Below are 16857 nucleotides of genomic sequence, written 5' to 3'. Positions count from 1 at the left end.
TTTCCTTCTATTCCGGAGAGACTAGGAGTCTTTCCAGATAGCGAACCCCGCCCATCCGATTCAAGTCAAACTGAATTCCGCAAGAAGGACATTTGTATCTTCCCGGCAGTCTGATCCGCAAACGGGAATGACAGGATTCGCAGTATAGAATCCTTTCCTGAGTGGATCTGATTCTTTCCACGGATTGTTCCAACTTGCTTTCCGCGGGAAAATCTTCTTCCTGTCTTTTCTTCGGCTCTTCGGGAGCGACGTTTTTCGAAAATTCCTCTTCGACCGTCGGAAGAGAGCGGATCTCCGGAAACGTTTTCTCCTCGGGAGAAACCGACTGTGGGGAAGAGTAAAACTGGAAAGGTTTGGTTTGCCGCAATTCGGAAAGGGAAGCCTTCTTCCGGGTCGAACGGCGATCTTCGATTTTTAAGGAAGAAAGCCATTCTACTCCGCTTTTTTCCTCCGAGAACGACTGCAAAGAGGAATTCATTCCGAACAATCCTAGGATCAATTTGCATTCCTCGTTCCAATTCGAAAAGGCGACCTGTCCGCCGTTCTCCTTCAAAAAGGACTTAAGCTCCGACAGACAGGAAATTCCTTCCTCCTCCAGATACGGAATGGAATCGCAGACGACCAAAAAGAGCCGTTCCCCTTCTTCCCAACGGGACTTTAAGAAACGCAAAAAGTCCGGAGAGGAATGCGAATCCAGAACCCCTACGGGGGAGATCCTTAGAATATTACGAATACGGGATGTTTTCAGTTCCAAGAGGAATTATCCCAAGTAAATTGCGTCCAGAATCTCTGGTCTTTCCGATCTCTGCGAGGAAACGACGACCGGATTCTGGGGAACGGAAACCTTCTGCTCGGGGACGACCGTTTGCACAGGATTCGCAGGCATCGTATTACGAACCGGAGCAGGCTCTACGGATTTAGGAGGCGCGGAAGCGATAGGTGCAGCTTCCGAAGTTGGCGCTCCTCCTTGCCAGCGGACCGGTCCATCGGTGGAAGCAAAATCCACCTTTTCCCATAGAGGCGGAGAACCGCCGGTCCTGACGGAAGAGGGAGCGGAAGAAGCCGCAGGCCGGGCTTGCTCGGATCGTACGGAAACGGAAGGTCCCGCACTCTTAATGAGCAAATGGATGAAAGAGATGAATAACGCGCAAATCAAGGCGATCCAAGCGTTGTTCTGGGTGATCCAAAAGAACAGGTCGGATTGATGACTTACGAATCTCGTAAAATTCCCTCTCTCATACGTCAGGAACAGCGAAGCCACCCGCTCCAATTTTTCCGGATGATACACTCCCATGGAAAGTAGAACGTCCGGCTCTCCGATCTCCGGAAAATACGAAACTAAATATTTCAGCAAAGGCTGCTCGTAAACGGAAAGGTCCTTTCTACTCCCAAGCAAAACCGGAGTGCCGACCTGCCATTTTCTAAGACGGTGAGAGACCGTGTAAGTAGGAGAAAGAAACTTGCTCTCGGGCTTTCTCTTGCGCACCGGATCCTCCAGAAACGTTTCCTCCGAAGACGCGAGCACCACTCCTCTGTCGTCCACCAAGGAAATTTCTTTGATCCAAAATCCGTCCTTATCCCCCAAGGTGACCTTTACCAACCTGGCGAAAGTAAAGTCCAGATCGGCGAGTTTTTCCAGATCCAATTTCGCTTCGGTGGATTTGGAAAGGGAGCTGATCGTATCTCTGGCTCTATGATCCGAAGATATCTTCAATTGTTCGAAGGATGCGGAGGCGGATTCCAAAAAGGACCAGGCGGAAGCGCCTACGGCGATTCCTTCGCAAACTAAGAGAGTAAATAGAAAGAAAAGTACGTTTTTAAAAGTCTGCACCTGATGACCTCTCTTCCTTAAAATCGGTAGATTCGGTCCGTTCTCTAAAGGAGAAAAAGCGGGATCAGGCCTAGTTTATAGGCTCCAGCTCAGATTTCCCGGCGGAAATTCTTTCCCAAAACTTCGACAAAAATGCGGACATCCATTCCTTTTGTCTGTCATCCCCGGCATACAGGTTTAGTTTCGAAACGGAGGTCATATTTTTCCAATCTCCACCGCAAGGATGAATGCATCGAAAGGCCGAAAAATCGTTGGAAAGGTTCAATGCGATTCCGTAACTCGTGAACCAGGATTTGAATAGCACGCCTATGGAGAGGATTTTTCTTTCCGGATCGCCCGCCAAATAAAGACCGGGGGATTCCTTCTTTTGTACCAAATCCAAATCCCAAACTTTTTTGGCGGATTCCGCGGCGGAAGCCAGAACCGCATTCAGAAAATCGGCAATGTTCAGATTCCGAGCCTTCAAATCCAGATGAAAATAAACCACGATCTGCCCCGGTTCATGGGCCGTAAAATCGCCACCCCGTTTGATAAAATGCAGTGAAATTCCGTTTTTGGACAGGAATTCCGGATCTCTCAATAGATTGCCGATATTATAATTGATCCCCGCAGTGATTGTGGGAGGGTGTTCCAAAAATAGAATCGTTTCCTTTCTTTTTGTCCTGGCCTTCTCCTGAAAAAGAATGTACCTTTCATACGGGACGGGGTGTTTGAGGAAAACCGACGGTACCACGCTTACAAATCCATGGAAAAGCTGCTCGAAGTCATCTCCTTTATCTTACAAAAATCCCCCAACGGCCGCAACCGCCAAGAGCTCGCAAAATTGATTTATTTGGCGGACGGAGTATTCTTTCAAAAATACGCCAAAATCATTACCGGCCAAAAATACATCCATTTAGAGGATTCCCCCTACGCGATGGACTTGAACCAAGCGTTGCTTCATATGAAAGAAAACCGTCTAATAGACGTACGGCCGAAATTGACGGATAAAGGAATTGCGGGATACCTCCTGACCTGGGTCGGTCCGGCACATGAAGAGGAAGTGGATTTGAACCGTCAGGAAAAAAGAATCCTGCGAAAGGTATTGGAGAATTTCAAAGGAAGCGTAAACGACGAAAACAGGGTGTATCCGAACCTATACGAGAATTACGTGATCACTCCCCTATTTTCCGAGATCAAATTCAGCAAGGAAACGATGAATACCAAAATCCATTTCTTTAAGAGAAAAACGCTTTTGAATATCTCCGGCAAAATATTTAAGGTACTTTTTAGCGAGTAGGTAAGGCGAAAGCATGCTTATTACAGTTTGCAAGGGCAAAATACACCGCGCCACGGTAACGGACGCCGATCTGAATTACGAAGGCAGCCTAACCGTAGATATGGACCTGGTAGACGCTGCTGGGATGTTCCCTTATGAAAAAGTTTCCGTGGTAAACGTAAACAACGGGGCCCGATTTGAGACATATCTGATAGAAGGCAAACGCGGTTCGGGAGAAATCTGCCTGAACGGCGCCGCTGCCCGCCTCGGGATGAAGGGTGACAAAGTCATCATCATCTCCTACGGATCCTTGGAGGAAAAAGACCTCCCGAAAGGATACAAACCCCAAGTCGTGCTCGTAGACGAAAAAAATCACATCAAAAAGGGATAGTCCTCTTTTCCTTCGGTAGGACTGGACAAAACCGCCTTTTCCGAGGACAATGCTCCAACGGTTCCGGGAAAAACGGCAATCTTTCCGGTTTTTCCCGAAAAAACCTCCGGACCGGCTAAGTTTGGAGTGGTTCCGGTCGATATTTATTGAGAAGAACCGTATTGGGATCAAGTACACGCATGAAATCCTTCGCAAAGCTTTCCTTCGCCCTACTCCTACTCATCTTGGGAACCGCCGCATCAGGACAAAATGCGGAAAAACCGGCCGCTGCAAACCAGGGGGGAATCGAGTTCTACCCTCTCGCGTATTACGACGATCGATTGGTCGTAAAAGAAGTCTCCTTCTTTCGTAGACACGCGGACAACGGAAAAGGGGAATTCGTGGACGTAATGGTCGAACTGGAAAATCGCGACTTCGATGCGGCGAATTTTTCGGTTTATATTCTTGCGGTAAACGAAAGCTCTCTCGCGAAAGTGAACGAACACCGCGAATTGGTTCCGTTTCCCAGATGGCGCACCTACGATCTGGAGGAAGATACCAAGGTGGTCAACTTCCAAAACCTGATGCCGACTCCGTTGGACAATAAGGCCGTTTGGGGCGACCAACGTTACGCCGAAATCAAAAAGAAATACGAAGACAAGATCACGAGAGGGGAAAAAGCGAAACTAGGAAACCCTTCCTTTAACGAGCTTGTGCATTACCTTACGAACAATCCCCAAACCGCCCTTCCGATCACTCTATACGGAGAGACGGGCCCGACAAAGGACAAGGTACTTGTCAGCAATTACGTTCCTCAGACCGCAGAGGATTTGCAAAAACAACGCCACGACTCCTTGAACAAACACACGTACACGATATACAACGCGAAATACAAGACTACGATCTTTTCCCACCACTATACGGAATACCGTCCCGGGTATTTCACATTCAACAAGATCGCCGTTTTGATCTTCAATCCGCAAAAGGAAAAAAACAAATTGGTTTTCCGACGGATCATCAATATCGACGGTTTGAAATTGGTGGATTGAGGAAAGAAGGAAAGCAATTCCATACGAAAAAGGACCTCCTATGAGGTCCTTTTTGCTTTCTCTAAAACCATTGAGCGGGAAATTTTTTAAAACGGGGAAGAATCCCTGGGTTTTTTATAACGGTCTATGGTTCCCGGCACGAAGCGGGTCGCCCATTGGTCTCGGTTGATATTCTTTTCCACCCAGCCTTTTCCATGGTCCCAACGGCCGTCGGAGAGGAAATCGAAGAAATAGGAGGAATTCATGAACCGGTAGGAATCCATGATATCTAAAATATCGCGTTTTTCAGGTTCATCCTGTGGGGCGTCTTCGTAGTAGAAGCTGCTATCCATTCTTCTCAAGCCTATCCTGGTTCAACGGCAATGTCCATCCTTATTTAACAAATAAGAATATAAAAAAGCCCGCCGACCGAGGTCAATTTTCATTTCCCTGCCCTACCGCCGGAGAAAAAGGAGGATCCTCCCCTACTCCTTCCTGCCTAGGACATAGAAAAGGCAAGTATTCCTGTTCTTTGCCTTCGGAAAGTCCCTTTTCCCCGAATTTCTTCCTCCTTCCCTTCCTAACGCTTTTGGCGGTACGCATGGATTCCGCTTCCTGTAAGAGTCCATTCAGTCTTGTCTCCAAAAAAAACTGGAGTTCTTCCTGGAGTCCCAGATCGGTTTGATCTTCCGCAAATCTTCCTTTGGAATTCTCTCGGTTCGGTTCCATCTCCATTTCTTTCGGCCTCCCGGACGCTGATCAGTATATTTCCGCTCCCGGACAAACGGTTCCGAAGTCCTCGGGGAGAGCGGAAATTTTTTTCTTGCGAACAAGGAGTTGCGGCTTAAGTTTGAGGGGCATGTTGAACGTCCCCGAATCCGCGGAATCCCTTGCCTCAGGGAAAGAAATCGACATAGAATATCGATTCCTATCCGACGAAGACCACCAGCAAATTTACCTCCTCCTTTTACAAATCCTAGGCCATTTGGACCGTCTTTTCCTCACGGAAGTGATTTCCACGATTCTGAAAGAGCTCCTGATGAACGCAAATAAGGCCAACGCCAAACGGATCTTTTTTCTGTCCGAAGGTCTGAATATCAACGAACCTTCCCAGTACCAAAAAGGGATGAAGCGGTTTTTGGAGGAGATCATTCACAAATGGGACGAGCAGGAATCCGTCCTAAAAGGTTCGAACTTTTCCGTCAGATTGCGAGCCAAGATCTTGAACCAGAATCTGATCTTTCTCGTAGAAAACGACGCGCCCCTCCTTCCCCAGGAAATGGACCGGATCAAGGCCCGATTGGAATCCGCCAGTAAATTCAACGATCTTTCGGAAGCGTTTTTAACCATGGCGGACAGCCAGGAAAGCGCGGGACTCGGCCTTGTTCTCATACAGCTTCTCCTGAAAAATTCCGGGATCGGAATGGACAAATTCAAGATAGAGACGGACGGAAAACTCACTCGGGCCACCCTTGTCGTGCCGAAACAGATCGTCCCTCTGGAAGTCACCACCAAATTGAAGGATCGCATATTTACGGAGATAGAAGGGATTCCCCCCTTGCCAAACACTCTGACTCGGATCATCAGTCTGTGTAACAATGCGGATTCCGACCTAGGAGTGATCGCGAACGAAATAGAAAAGAATCCGGCTCTGAGCGCGGACTTACTGAAGCTCTCCAATTCCGCGGGTTTTGCCAGCAGGAATAAAGTGAATACGATCGTACAAGCCGTAAAAGTGGTGGGTCTGAAGAACGTGAGGAATCTTCTCTACGTTTCCGGAGTCAGAAAAATCATGGAGGGAAGATATACGAAACTCCAGGAAGTCTGGAACCACTCCAATCTTACCAGCTACTTGGCCCGCCAAGTTTCCCAAAGAGCGGGCTTTTCCAAAATCGCCGATATCGCCGCCGCAGGCGCGCTTCTGCATGATCTGGGAAAACTCGTTCTTTTGGCTTTGGACCCCGCTTTGTTCCGAAAATTAAGCGCCTACCAAAAGCACAGAGACTTAAGCAGTTCCACGATTTTCGAAGAGATCTCCATCGGAATTTCCCACCCCACGTTAGGAGGAATGCTCGCTAAAAAATGGGATTTTCCTCCCGATCTCGTGAGCATGATCGAATTCCACCACCGACCCTTTATGGTGTCCAAGAGCATCTACGCCGATTTGGTGGAGACAGTTTATCTGGCCAATATGATGACTGATTTTCTGGAAAGAAAAGTCACGTATTACGCGATCGATTCGAGTATCCTGAGAAAATTCGAACTGGATGATAAGAGGAAATTCGAGGACACCTGCGAAAAGTTGTCCAAAGCCTACGAAAGATCGAATGAAGAAAATTGAATCCTCTTTGCTGACTCTGAGCGGGATTCGTTTTCTTCGATCCGGAAATCCGATCTTGGACGGCATCGATCTGGAAATCGACGCGCACGAACACTGGGCTCTTTTAGGTAGAAACGGAGCCGGAAAGACCACCTTGGTCAATCTGATCTACGGAACGGAATGGCCCACCGAGGGAAAAATCGAACTGTTCGGAAAAGCGTTCGGAGACGTTCCCTTGCAGGAGCTCCGTACCCGGATCGGCGTTCTGGATTCCTCCCAGCAGGAAAGCGCTCTCCAAAGAAGCCTCACCGTCTTCGACGTGCTCCTTACCGGTTTTTTCCATACGATCGGCTATTACCGGGATCCGAGCGCCTGGGAAGAAAAAGAGGCGGATCGGATTTTGGAGGAAAACGGAATGGGCGCCAAAAGGAACCAATTGTTTCGAACTCTCTCTTCCGGAGAAAAGAAGAAAGTCCTTTTCCTGCGCGCGATGTCCACCTCTCCCGACTTCGTAATTTTGGACGAGCCCTGCTCCGGTTTGGACCTAACCGCAAGAGAGGAGTTCATCGAATTTTTGATTTCGTACAAAAGAAAACGAAATTTCACATCCGTCTACATCACCCATCGTTTGGACGAGATCCCTCCGTTTTACGAACACGCCGCAATCTTAAAATCGGGTAAGTTCCTGTATTCCGGCCGGATCGAAACCGTTTTCACTTCCGAAAGACTCACAAACCTGTACGATCGCAAAGTCATTTCGGAAAATCGTAACGGTTCCTGGGTGACGATCACGGAACGGCTCTAGGACTTACAGATATTCCGCATAGTCGCATTCCGGAAAACGGGAACACACATAGTATTCCTTTTTTTTGGAGGATCTTTTTCTCACCCTGACTCCCTTTCCGCATACCGGACAAGTTCCGTAGCCTAGGACCGGTTTCGGAACGGTTTTCCGATCCTTGGAGACGGATTTAGAGTCCGTCCGTTTGAGTGTGGATTCCAGCTTGGAATAAAAACGCTTCAACACCTCGGAGCGGGAAACCGATCCTTCCGCGATCCGATCCAGCTCGGACTCCATTTCGGAAGTGAATCCTTCGCGGAATAAGTCGGGAAAGACTTCCTGCAAAATGGAATTTACCCTCTCTCCCAGACTCGTAGAAAGGATGCCGACCTTATCCGCGATCGTATATTTTCGTTTATAAAGAGTTTCTAATATATTTGCGAACGTGGAAGGCCTTCCGATCCCTTCCTTTTCCAATCTACCCACGAGCGTGGCTTCAGTATATCTAGGAGGAGGTTCCGTAGTCTTTTTTTCCACCTTCCAGGCTGCCGGAAGGAGGAATTCACCGACCTTCCATTCCGGTTTTTTTTCCTCTCTTCCTCCGTATACGACCCTATAACCGGGAAACTCGGTCCGCTTGGTTTCCGCCTGCCAAATTTCTCCGCCCGCCTCCGCCGAGAATCGAAGCTGATTCCATCTTTCCGGCTTCATCTGCGACGCGATAGCACGCTTCCAAATCAGTTCGTAGAGTTTTTTCGCGTCCTTACCCAAGGCCTTGTCCGAAAGAAAAAAGATCTGCTCAGAAGTCAGGGAAGGATCCACAGGACGAATCGCCTCGTGAGCATCTTGGGCCTTTGCCTTTCCTCTGGATTTGCGATGGGAATCCGCTTCCTCCGCCACGGATTCTTTTCCGTAGGAAAGGGCCGCTTGATTTCTCAGTCCGATTTTGGCATTCGTCGAAATGCGCACCGAATCCGTCCGCATGTACGTGATTAATCCCTGTCGTTTTCCCCTTCCCAAATCCACTCCTTCGTACAGGATCTGCGCGAGCTTTAACGTCTTGGCGGCCGGAAATTTGTACATTCGGAAAGCGTCCTGTTGCAAACTTGCGGTCGTGTACGGAGGAGGAGGATATGTTTCTCCTTTTTTCTCCTTTCTCTCGATGACTTTCAACCTAGCCCCGGACTCGGAAAGGTAGGTTGCCAGAGAAACCGCAGGGCCTTCCTCGGGAAATGCGCCTTCTTTCCTTCGGAACAGAACGAATTCGTCCTTTTCCTTTCCGAAGTGGACCTTAGAATGGACTTCCCAAGAATCCTCAGGAACGAAGGAGCGGATCTCCTCTTCCTTCTCACAGATCCATTTCAAGGCTACGGACTGTACCCTTCCTGCCGAAGTTCCGGAAGTATAGGCTTTCCATAAAAACGGGCTGATTCTATATCCGATCAGACGATCTAAAATCCGGCGCGCCACTTGGGATTCCACCAGATCCAAGTCCAGATCCGTAGGTTTACCTAATGCGGATAATACGGCACTCTTGCTGATTTCCCGGAATCGAACCCGGCTAAGTGCGGATTTTTTACCGATCCTTTCCCATAACACCGAACCGATAAATTCCCCTTCCCGGTCCGGATCCGTTCCGATGAAGATGCGCTCCGCTTGTTTCGCCGCTTTCAGAATCGGAGCCAGTACCTTTTTCTTTCCGGGTAAAAGCTCGTATTCCGGAAGAAAGTCCGAGCCGAGATCGATCCCAAGTCGATCTTGAGGGAGGTCCACTAGATGCCCGAAGGTAGCGAGCACGATAAAATCGGATCCGAGATAGGAAGATAAGGTTCTAGCCTTGGCGGGAGATTCGACTATTAGAAGTTTGGTCATCTAAAGGAATGAGTCGGAAAACCTCCGGCCCGCTTGTACTATTTACTTCGGACCCAGGTTTTCAATCAAATATCCGTTCGGATAACTCGGGTTCTTTCTCTTGGTCACATAGAAAGGTTTCTTTCGCGGAGGCCACATAAACTTAAGTAAAAACGCCCGTATCTTAAAAATCGCTATCGTAAGAAATTGGAAGAAAGGATTTGGATCGGAAAACCCCATCGAGGCGCGCAGAGGAGGATCCATCAGGGAAGACAACGCTTGGGAAACCAAATAATGGACTCCGGGAAGATTCGGAAGCCTTCCCACAGCGATACGAATAGTAGCCGCACCCAATCGCATTCCCTCCGGAGTCTTTTGGAAACTTTTCTTTTCGAAATTCCGATTGAACTCTTCCATTTCCTCATACGTACGGGGAAGATTCTTGATGTTCATTCTTTCTCCGATCCGTCTCCATAGATGGAAATTCGCGAGCTTTTCCTTAGGGGAAGATTTTCTCCAACCGAAGCGATCATTCCAGCGAGCTGGTTCGAAAATGAACGTAGTAAGGGTATAGAGAAAATCCTCGTTCTTGATTCCGTATCGTTTATGAATCTCGTTCAATCTGTCGATGGCGCGTTTTCCATTTTCGCTATCCAACCCGTTTTCCAGAAATTCCCCTAGGATCAGAGTGGTATCGTCGTATCTCTTCTGCCCGAAATTTTCGAACTGCTTTGTGGCGTCCAGGATCTTGGCGATAGAAGGAATCGCATACGTGCGAAAGAAAGCCAGACCCAAGGAGATCTCCACGTCTTGCGGGAAATCGTAACTACCGGAAAGAAAAGCGATCTTGTGACAGTCCTTTTCCGGATCCAATTCCGAAATTTCTCTTAAAACGCGAAAACGATCGAACATGGTTATTAATCCCGAATGTATTCTCTTACTAAGCGAAAGAGTTCTGGAATCAAATGGGAAAAGACGACGGAATTACACAAGAATTTTTTAATATTTCCGTCGGTTGGAAATCAAACGGAAAGAAGAATCGATTTTATATAAAACTATTTCCGGAAAAGAACCCGGCGGAAGCCGGGATTTTGTAGGGTACTTTTTTAGGGCGAGCCGCTTTCGGAAGAAAGCGGCGTGTATCGATCTTCGTTAACCGTTGGAAGGAACGGGAAACAAACCTTCGATGGAAAGATATCTTTCCCCGGTGTCGTAATTGAAAGTAAGGATCGTTGCTCCTTCCGGAAGCTCGGGGAGTTTTTTAGCGACCGCTGCGAGAGCGGCTCCGGAAGAAACTCCCAAAAAGATTCCTTCTTCCCTAGCGGCACGCAGAGCAAAGGCGAAAGCTTCGTCTTTGGAGACCTGAATGACTCCGTCTAGAAGGTCCGTGTGTAGGTTCTTAGGAATGAATCCGGCGCCGATTCCTTGGATCGGGTGAGGTCCGGGTTTTCCTCCGGAAATGACGGGAGAGGCTTCCGGTTCGACCGCAAAGACTTTCGTTTTCGGAAACTTCGCCTTCAACACTTGCGCGACTCCGGTAATGTGTCCTCCCGTTCCGACTCCGGTGATCACTGCGTCGACTCCGTTCGGAAAATCCTTCAGGATCTCGGCCGCGGTCGTTTCCACATGGATCTTGATATTGGATTCGTTTTCGAACTGTTGCGGCATCCAGGAATTCGGATTTTCGGATACCAATTGTTTCGCTCTTTCGATCGCACCAGGCATCCCTTTTTCGCGGGGAGTAAGGTCGAATTCCGCGCCGTAAGCGGCCATGATCCTGCGCCTTTCCACACTCATGGACTCGGGCATGACCAGAACCAATCTATATCCTTTTACGGCAGCTACGAGAGCCAGTCCGATTCCGGTATTTCCGGAAGTAGGCTCGATAATGACTGTATTTTTGGTAAGTTTACCGCTTTTTTCCGCATCCTCGATCATGGAAAGAGCGATACGATCCTTGATGGAACCGCCAGGGTTGGATCGTTCTAATTTCACATAAACGTTATGCTTGGAATCGAAGAGACGATTGATCTTCACATGAGGAGTATTTCCTATTGTCTCTAGGATATTATTTGCTTTCATTTCCTTTTCCTACCTCTGAAACATTGCTCTCTGCTTGGCTACTATATTAGAAAGGTTTTTCAATATATCAAATATTTTCAATAAAAAAAGAGAGGATTCCTGATTTTTTCCGTCATTCTGGTGGATCCGGCCCTAGTATCGAAAACGAATCCCAAACTCAAACGGATCGAAGAACGATCGCAGACAAAAAAGCTTCCACTTCCGAACCCCAGACAAACCCGAGTCCTCTGTATACCGCATACAAGGTGGAGATGTGAACGTTGGAGTCTCCCGGAGTCGCCGCATATCCTCGGACTTCCTTACCCTGTACTTCCAAGGCGTTGGTGGGAAAGACCGCGTGGGAAAAAATTCTACCATACAAGCCCCTATCCCGTCCGGAAGAAAAAATCGAATTCGTGGAAATCAGCTCCGTCACGGATAAAAAAGGATCGGTCGCTATCCTTTGCAAAATCTTTTCCCTGGCGATTTCCTTTTTCAGTCTCACCCGAAAACGTATCAAATGCATATAGGGAGAATTGATCGTGATCGAAGAGGAGCTGATTTTTAAACGGAATCCCAAGGGCTCGTAAACTTCGTTTAACAATCTTCCGTGATGCGTCCCCGATTCGGATTCGGGCAGAACCAGTAGAGGTCCGGTTACGTGAGGATCGTTCTTTGCCATGTCGGCGTCTCTCCGGATCACGAAAAAATCCGCCTCTTCCAGGACGGAGAGAAGCTCCGAAGGCTTTTCCTCGTAAAAAGGGCGAAGGATTCCGGCTAACGTATGAGTATTGCAAGTGGAAACATGCAAAAATCTGGGAAGATCCGCCTCCGATCTAGGAGCGCTTTCCGGATATAGAAACTGGGGACCGAATTTGTGCTCGCTTCCCTGCGCGATGAATAGGCGGATCCGATCGTATTCCGAAGTTTCGTATTCTCCGATCCGTTTCTCCGCGATTCCGGGCGGAGAAGAATCGCAGAGAACTTGAGAACGATCCAAGGCTTCTTGTTTGAAAACCCAATGCGGAAAGTATTCTCGAACCCCGTTTTCTCCGTCGTCCACCAATTCCGCTCCCTTTTCCGATAAGGACAGTAGTTGGGGAATTTCGGACTTTTGGAGACGGAAAGGTTCCACGAAGACCCGAAAACCTCCGAATCTGGACTTCAAGAGCAGAAGAAGGGAGGCCAACGGCCAACCGATGACTCCCGTTCCCCTCAGATACACTCCGCGATCGGAAAGATTTTTTCCGGATTCTTCCATCATTCGTAGCTCGGTCTGGAATAGAACGGATCGTTCATGTAGTTCGTTTTGTACTTAACGTAATTTCCCGTAGTGCGTATGATGATTTCCCGTTCCTTATCGGTAATGTCCCTCACGATCTTCCCGGGAGAACCCATGACCATTGCGCCCGGCGGAATTTTTTTACCGGGAGTAACCAAAGCACCTGCCGCTACGAAAGCGTATTCCCCCAATTCCACTCCGTCCATTAAGGTCGCACCCATTCCTACGAAAGAATAATCCTTCAAGATGCATCCGTGAATGGTGGCGCGGTGTCCGATCGAAACGTGGTTTCCTATTTCCACCGGATATACGTCCCTGGCCACGTGGATGACGGTCATGTCCTGGATATTCACGTTCTCTCCGATGCGTATGTAATTCACATCCCCGCGTACCAGAGTCTGGAACCAAATCGAAGAATCCTTTCCGATGGTGACGTCCCCTACGATCTGGGATCCGGGGGCTAAAAATACGCTGTCATGGATCTTGGGACGTTTTCCTAAATATTCAAGCACGGTTCCGTGACCGGCAAAATCTACCATCTTGGTCTCCCTTTCTTTCCTTCGAATCCCTTCCATGCTCTTCCCCACAACACTCTCCCACAAGTCGAAATTCCTTTTGACCGACAAGGCCGCGGAGGAAAGATAGGGAGGATGTTTACGGCTCACAAAGGTTTCGGCGAAAAGGAAAAGAAATTCGACAAAAAGAGATTCGCTAAGCTCTTCGGAATTTCGCTCGGGTTGGGAGTAGCGATCGCGCTCCTGGTCCGTTCCTGGATCCTATTTCCGTATTCTCCGGAAACCTCCGAGATGAATCCGGCGATGCCGAAAGGAAAACGGATTTATGTACTACGCTGGATCCGACCTGCTTCCCTATTCCTGGGGGACGTGGTTCTGGCGGAGCATCCTTCCCAACCGGGAAACGTTGTCATGGCCCGGATCGTAGGCAAACCGGGAGATACGATTTCCATGAGGGAGAAAATATTATATCGAAATAATATTCCCGAAACGGAAGGAAATCTACCCTACAAGATCTCTCATTCCGATTCTAGGAACCCTTTTCCCTCTTCCCATTCCAACCGGGACAATTTCGGTTCCGTACTAGTGGAAGATAGGAATTTCTTCTTACTCTGCGACAACAGGGACGACTGCCTGGATTCCAGGGACTTCGGTCCGATTCCGTTCGAGAAATTGATCGGAAAAGCGCTTTAGATCGACTTTTTTCTCCGAAAGATCTCGAAATGGGAACCGGTTACGTCCTCGAAAGAGGACACGGAATCGTATTCCTTTTCCAGCCGTTCCTTTAAGTAGGACCATCTCCCTTTTTTTTCTCCCTCTTTCCATTGGATCGGATCGTTGGAAACCACGATGAGATCGAACGGGCTTCGATCCCATTCCGATACCAGGCGCTTTCTTAAAAATTCCTGTTCGGGAGTTCCGCTCCAGAGACCATAATCCAAGGTAAAGAAGGAGTCGAACTCCAAGTCGTATCGAAGCACAGCGGCAAGAGAGAAGGTGGCACTATCCAAACAAAGGTAGGAAATTCTTCCTCGGGTTTTTCGCAGCTCGGGTACGATCCGATCCAATTCCTCGTAAAGCCGAAACGGTTGCCATCCTTGTGCCAATCTCGGCCCGACCAAACCGTTTCCTCGGTACATTCCCAATGCGATCTCTTGTCTACGAAAGGACGCGTACAACAATGCGAGAAAAAGCAGGATCCATACGTGAGTGGATAACGGCTTATCCCTACTTTCCATCTTAAGGTGTCGGGCAGTCGTCTCCGCTCCGAAGCCGATCAAAATCGCGGCCATCACTTGCAGGATCGTCCAGGCAGGAATGAGATAATAGTGAAATCCCCTTCTTTGGATCCAGTAGGAAAGAATTCCGGCAGCAAGGAAAGAGATCGAAAAAGGAACTTCTTTGTATTTCTTCGTAAGAACGAACGCCAGAAGTACGAGTACGAAATAACCTCCGAGTTTCTTTTCCCTGGCATTGCTAAGAGGAAGAAAAAATTCCGAGGGAGAAAAGGAAACCAAAGAAGAAATCGCGGACTTCCAGGAAGGAAGGACCCACCAACGGTTGTGGGATTGTACGTTCCAATACAACGCTTCGAACACCGCTCGAGGTTTTCCGGAAACGAAAGCAGGCCAAAATAAAAACAAAAAAACCCCGAAGCCCGTAAGAACGCAAAAGAGCAAGGATCGGATTTCGTCCTTTTTCAAACGGAAAAAAACTGACCGCTCCTGCGGTTCGGATTCTTTCCAAATCCGGAATGCCTCCTCCAAAAAAGCGAACCCGAAAAATAAACCGAAGAAGGGTTTGATCAATACGGAAAATACGAACAAAGCGGAGTAAATCGGAGCGAAACGAAACAATCGAGCCCTTCGCGGGTCTGCTCCCGTTTCCGATTCCGAACGGAAAGACAGTAGGTTCCAAAAAACCAAAAGAGGGAGGAGAAAGATCGTTTCTCTCTGAAAACTTCCGTAGGGAGCCGCTTCTTCCGGAAGGGTCAAAAAGAGAAGGCCGCCGACAAAAGCGGAGAAGGTCCCGAAATTCCGGTACAAATAAAAAACCAGAAGAGAGTCGCAAATGAGCATCCAAACCAATTCCGAAAAACGGATCCCGAAATCTCCGCTTCCGAACCCCGCCATCAGAATCAGATTGGTCCAATGCGTCCCCGGTAGATTAAACGAATAGAAATCCAGATACGGCAGTTTTCCTCGGAGGATCAGAGCCGATTCCGCACGCAATTGGGACGCGTCCAAACTCAGATACGCGGGCCAATGCAAAAAAGAACCGTAAAATTCGATCAGATTCTTTAAAAAATACGCGGCAAGCCCCAGACCCAGAGCAAGAAACAGAAACTGGATTCTAGAGATTTTCATGCGGAATAACAGTTTGGGAAATTCCTTTTTCCCCCTCTCCATTTCAAGTAAAATGGGGGTTTTGCGCCGTTACGGGCTTAAAAAAACGGATTTTCAGGAAGGTTTTACCCTGAAAATATGTTCCTTGAGCGGGTTTTCAACGCGCGCAACTCCATAGAAAGGCCAAAGGAAAAAAGGGAAGAACATGACAAGAATCGCTATCAACGGTTTCGGAAGGATCGGAAGACTGGTCTTCCGCGCCGGTATCAAAGACCCGAATCTCGAATTCGTAGCTATCAACGACCTCGTAACGCCGGATAACCTGGCATATCTTTTAAAATACGATTCCACCCACGGTCGATACAACGGAACGGTGGAACACACCGAGAATGAATTGATCGTGGACGGAAAGAAAATCCTCTGCGTCTCCGAAAGGGACCCGGAAAAACTCCCCTGGAAAGACCTGAAAGTGGATTATGTTGTGGAATCCACCGGTCTTTTTACGGACAGAGTAGGAGCGGAAAAACACCTGAAAGCGGGAGCCAAAAAAGTGGTGATTTCCGCACCCGCCAAGGACAAGGACATTCCTACCTTCGTCATGGGAGTGAACAACGAAAAATACAATCCTTCCGCCGACCATGTGGTTTCCAACGCGTCCTGTACCACGAACTGTCTCGCTCCGATCGTAAAAGTCGTACTGGACAATTTCGGAGTGGAAGAAGGACTCATGACCACCATCCATGCCACCACCGCTACCCAACCTACCGTGGACGGTCCCTCCAAGAAAGACTGGAGAGGAGGAAGGGGTGCAATGCAGAATATCATTCCTGCGTCCACCGGTGCCGCCAAGGCCGTCGGTCTTTGCATTCCGGAAGTCAATGGAAAACTGACCGGAATGTCTTTCCGTATCCCGGTTCCGGACGTTTCCGTAGTGGATTTGACGGTTCGCACGGTCAAGGAAACCAGCTTGAAGGAAATTTCCGCTAAGATCAAGGCCGCTTCCGAAGGCGCGATGAAAGGAATTCTGGGATACACCGACGAGATGGTCGTTTCCAACGACTTCCTGAGTTCCACCTTGTCTTCGGTATTCGACCACGACGCGAGTATCGAACTCAATTCCAGATTCTTTAAATTGGTATCCTGGTACGACAACGAGATGGGATATTCCAACCGGGTATTGGACCTGATCCGCTACATGGTCAAAAAAGGCTGATA

The 16857-nt window shown here is 48.5% G+C and carries 18 protein-coding genes; 7 read left to right on the top strand and 11 right to left on the bottom strand.

The window, feature by feature from the left end; translation table 11 throughout:
- Positions 1–7 precede the first annotated feature (7 nt).
- From EHO61_RS13090 to lipB, 3 genes are all read right to left on the bottom strand, one after another.
- Positions 8–754 (bottom strand): STAS domain-containing protein, encoded by a 747-nt coding sequence (locus EHO61_RS13090; protein ID WP_135814020.1) that lies wholly within the window; start codon positions 752–754, stop codon positions 8–10.
- Positions 755–760: 6 nt separating this feature from the next.
- Positions 761–1831, bottom strand: a complete 1071-nt coding sequence (locus EHO61_RS13085) for an LIC_12071 family protein (protein ID WP_135814019.1) — start codon at positions 1829–1831, stop codon at positions 761–763.
- A 70-nt stretch (positions 1832–1901) separates the two neighbouring features.
- Complete coding sequence (gene lipB / locus EHO61_RS13080) at positions 1902–2564, bottom strand: lipoyl(octanoyl) transferase LipB (RefSeq protein WP_135814018.1); 663 nt, start codon at positions 2562–2564, stop codon at positions 1902–1904.
- 12 nt (positions 2565–2576) lie between these two features.
- Between lipB and EHO61_RS13075 the strand changes: the two genes are divergently transcribed.
- The 3 genes from EHO61_RS13075 to EHO61_RS13065 all read left to right on the top strand — a co-directional run bounded on the left by EHO61_RS13075 (position 2577) and on the right by EHO61_RS13065 (position 4508).
- Entirely contained in the window at positions 2577–3110 is a 534-nt protein-coding gene (locus tag EHO61_RS13075; RefSeq protein WP_135814017.1) for a type II toxin-antitoxin system antitoxin SocA domain-containing protein, read from the top strand.
- A 13-nt stretch (positions 3111–3123) separates the two neighbouring features.
- Positions 3124–3480 carry an aspartate 1-decarboxylase gene (gene panD, locus EHO61_RS13070; RefSeq protein ID WP_135814016.1) on the top strand — a complete coding sequence of 119 codons (357 nt, stop codon included), beginning with the start codon at positions 3124–3126 and terminating at the stop codon, positions 3478–3480.
- A gap of 179 nt (positions 3481–3659) precedes the next feature.
- Positions 3660–4508, top strand: a complete 849-nt coding sequence (locus EHO61_RS13065) for a hypothetical protein (protein WP_135814015.1) — start codon at positions 3660–3662, stop codon at positions 4506–4508.
- Between the two features lie 86 nt (positions 4509–4594).
- Here EHO61_RS13065 and EHO61_RS13060 read toward each other — a convergent pair whose 3' ends face one another.
- Positions 4595–4840 carry a hypothetical protein gene (locus tag EHO61_RS13060; protein WP_135768270.1) on the bottom strand — a complete coding sequence of 82 codons (246 nt, stop codon included), beginning with the start codon at positions 4838–4840 and terminating at the stop codon, positions 4595–4597.
- A gap of 82 nt (positions 4841–4922) precedes the next feature.
- Entirely contained in the window at positions 4923–5216 is a 294-nt protein-coding gene (locus EHO61_RS13055) for a hypothetical protein (RefSeq protein WP_135814014.1), read from the bottom strand.
- Between the two features lie 130 nt (positions 5217–5346).
- On the opposite strand from EHO61_RS13055, the gene EHO61_RS13050 reads away from it, so the two are divergent.
- Together EHO61_RS13050 and EHO61_RS13045 are read left to right on the top strand one after the other, a co-directional pair.
- Positions 5347–6828, top strand: a complete 1482-nt coding sequence (locus EHO61_RS13050) for an HDOD domain-containing protein (RefSeq protein WP_135768451.1) — start codon at positions 5347–5349, stop codon at positions 6826–6828.
- Entirely contained in the window at positions 6815–7612 is a 798-nt protein-coding gene (locus EHO61_RS13045; protein WP_135814013.1) for an ABC transporter ATP-binding protein, read from the top strand. The genes EHO61_RS13050 and EHO61_RS13045 overlap by 14 nt, the downstream gene beginning before the upstream one ends.
- 3 nt (positions 7613–7615) lie before the next feature.
- Here the strand turns inward: EHO61_RS13045 and topA are convergent, their stop codons facing one another.
- The 5 genes from topA to EHO61_RS13020 form a co-directional block, all read right to left on the bottom strand.
- A complete protein-coding gene (gene topA, locus EHO61_RS13040; RefSeq protein ID WP_135814012.1) occupies positions 7616–9460 on the bottom strand; it encodes a type I DNA topoisomerase in 1845 nt (614 codons plus the stop codon).
- Between the two features lie 42 nt (positions 9461–9502).
- Positions 9503–10351: an oxygenase MpaB family protein gene (locus tag EHO61_RS13035; protein WP_135814011.1), complete on the bottom strand. Its 849-nt coding sequence runs from the start codon at positions 10349–10351 to the stop codon at positions 9503–9505.
- Positions 10352–10591: 240 nt separating this feature from the next.
- Complete coding sequence (gene cysK, locus EHO61_RS13030) at positions 10592–11521, bottom strand: cysteine synthase A (RefSeq protein ID WP_135814010.1); 930 nt, start codon at positions 11519–11521, stop codon at positions 10592–10594.
- A gap of 157 nt (positions 11522–11678) precedes the next feature.
- Positions 11679–12761, bottom strand: a complete 1083-nt coding sequence (locus EHO61_RS13025; RefSeq protein WP_135814229.1) for a hypothetical protein — start codon at positions 12759–12761, stop codon at positions 11679–11681.
- Positions 12761–13321: a gamma carbonic anhydrase family protein gene (locus EHO61_RS13020; protein WP_135814228.1), complete on the bottom strand. Its 561-nt coding sequence runs from the start codon at positions 13319–13321 to the stop codon at positions 12761–12763. The genes EHO61_RS13025 and EHO61_RS13020 overlap by 1 nt, the downstream gene beginning before the upstream one ends.
- Before the next feature lie 111 nt (positions 13322–13432).
- On the opposite strand from EHO61_RS13020, the gene lepB reads away from it, so the two are divergent.
- On the top strand, positions 13433–13990 hold the full coding sequence (gene lepB / locus EHO61_RS13015; protein WP_135814009.1) for a signal peptidase I: 558 nt from the start codon (positions 13433–13435) through the stop codon (positions 13988–13990).
- On the opposite strand, the gene EHO61_RS13010 is transcribed toward lepB, so the two are convergent.
- The gene (locus EHO61_RS13010) at positions 13987–15663 is read right to left on the bottom strand and encodes a dolichyl-phosphate-mannose--protein mannosyltransferase (protein ID WP_135814008.1); all 1677 of its coding nucleotides are present in this window, start codon (positions 15661–15663) and stop codon (positions 13987–13989) included. The genes lepB and EHO61_RS13010 overlap by 4 nt on opposite strands.
- 184 nt (positions 15664–15847) lie before the next feature.
- Between EHO61_RS13010 and gap the strand changes: the two genes are divergently transcribed.
- Entirely contained in the window at positions 15848–16855 is a 1008-nt protein-coding gene (gap, locus tag EHO61_RS13005) for a type I glyceraldehyde-3-phosphate dehydrogenase (RefSeq protein WP_135814007.1), read from the top strand.
- Positions 16856–16857: the final 2 nt, after the last annotated feature.

The organism is Leptospira fluminis (assembly GCF_004771275.1).
In the GTDB taxonomy this organism is placed as follows: Bacteria; Spirochaetota; Leptospiria; order Leptospirales; family Leptospiraceae; genus Leptospira_B; species Leptospira_B fluminis.
This window is presented reverse-complemented; position numbering and strand designations above follow the sequence as displayed.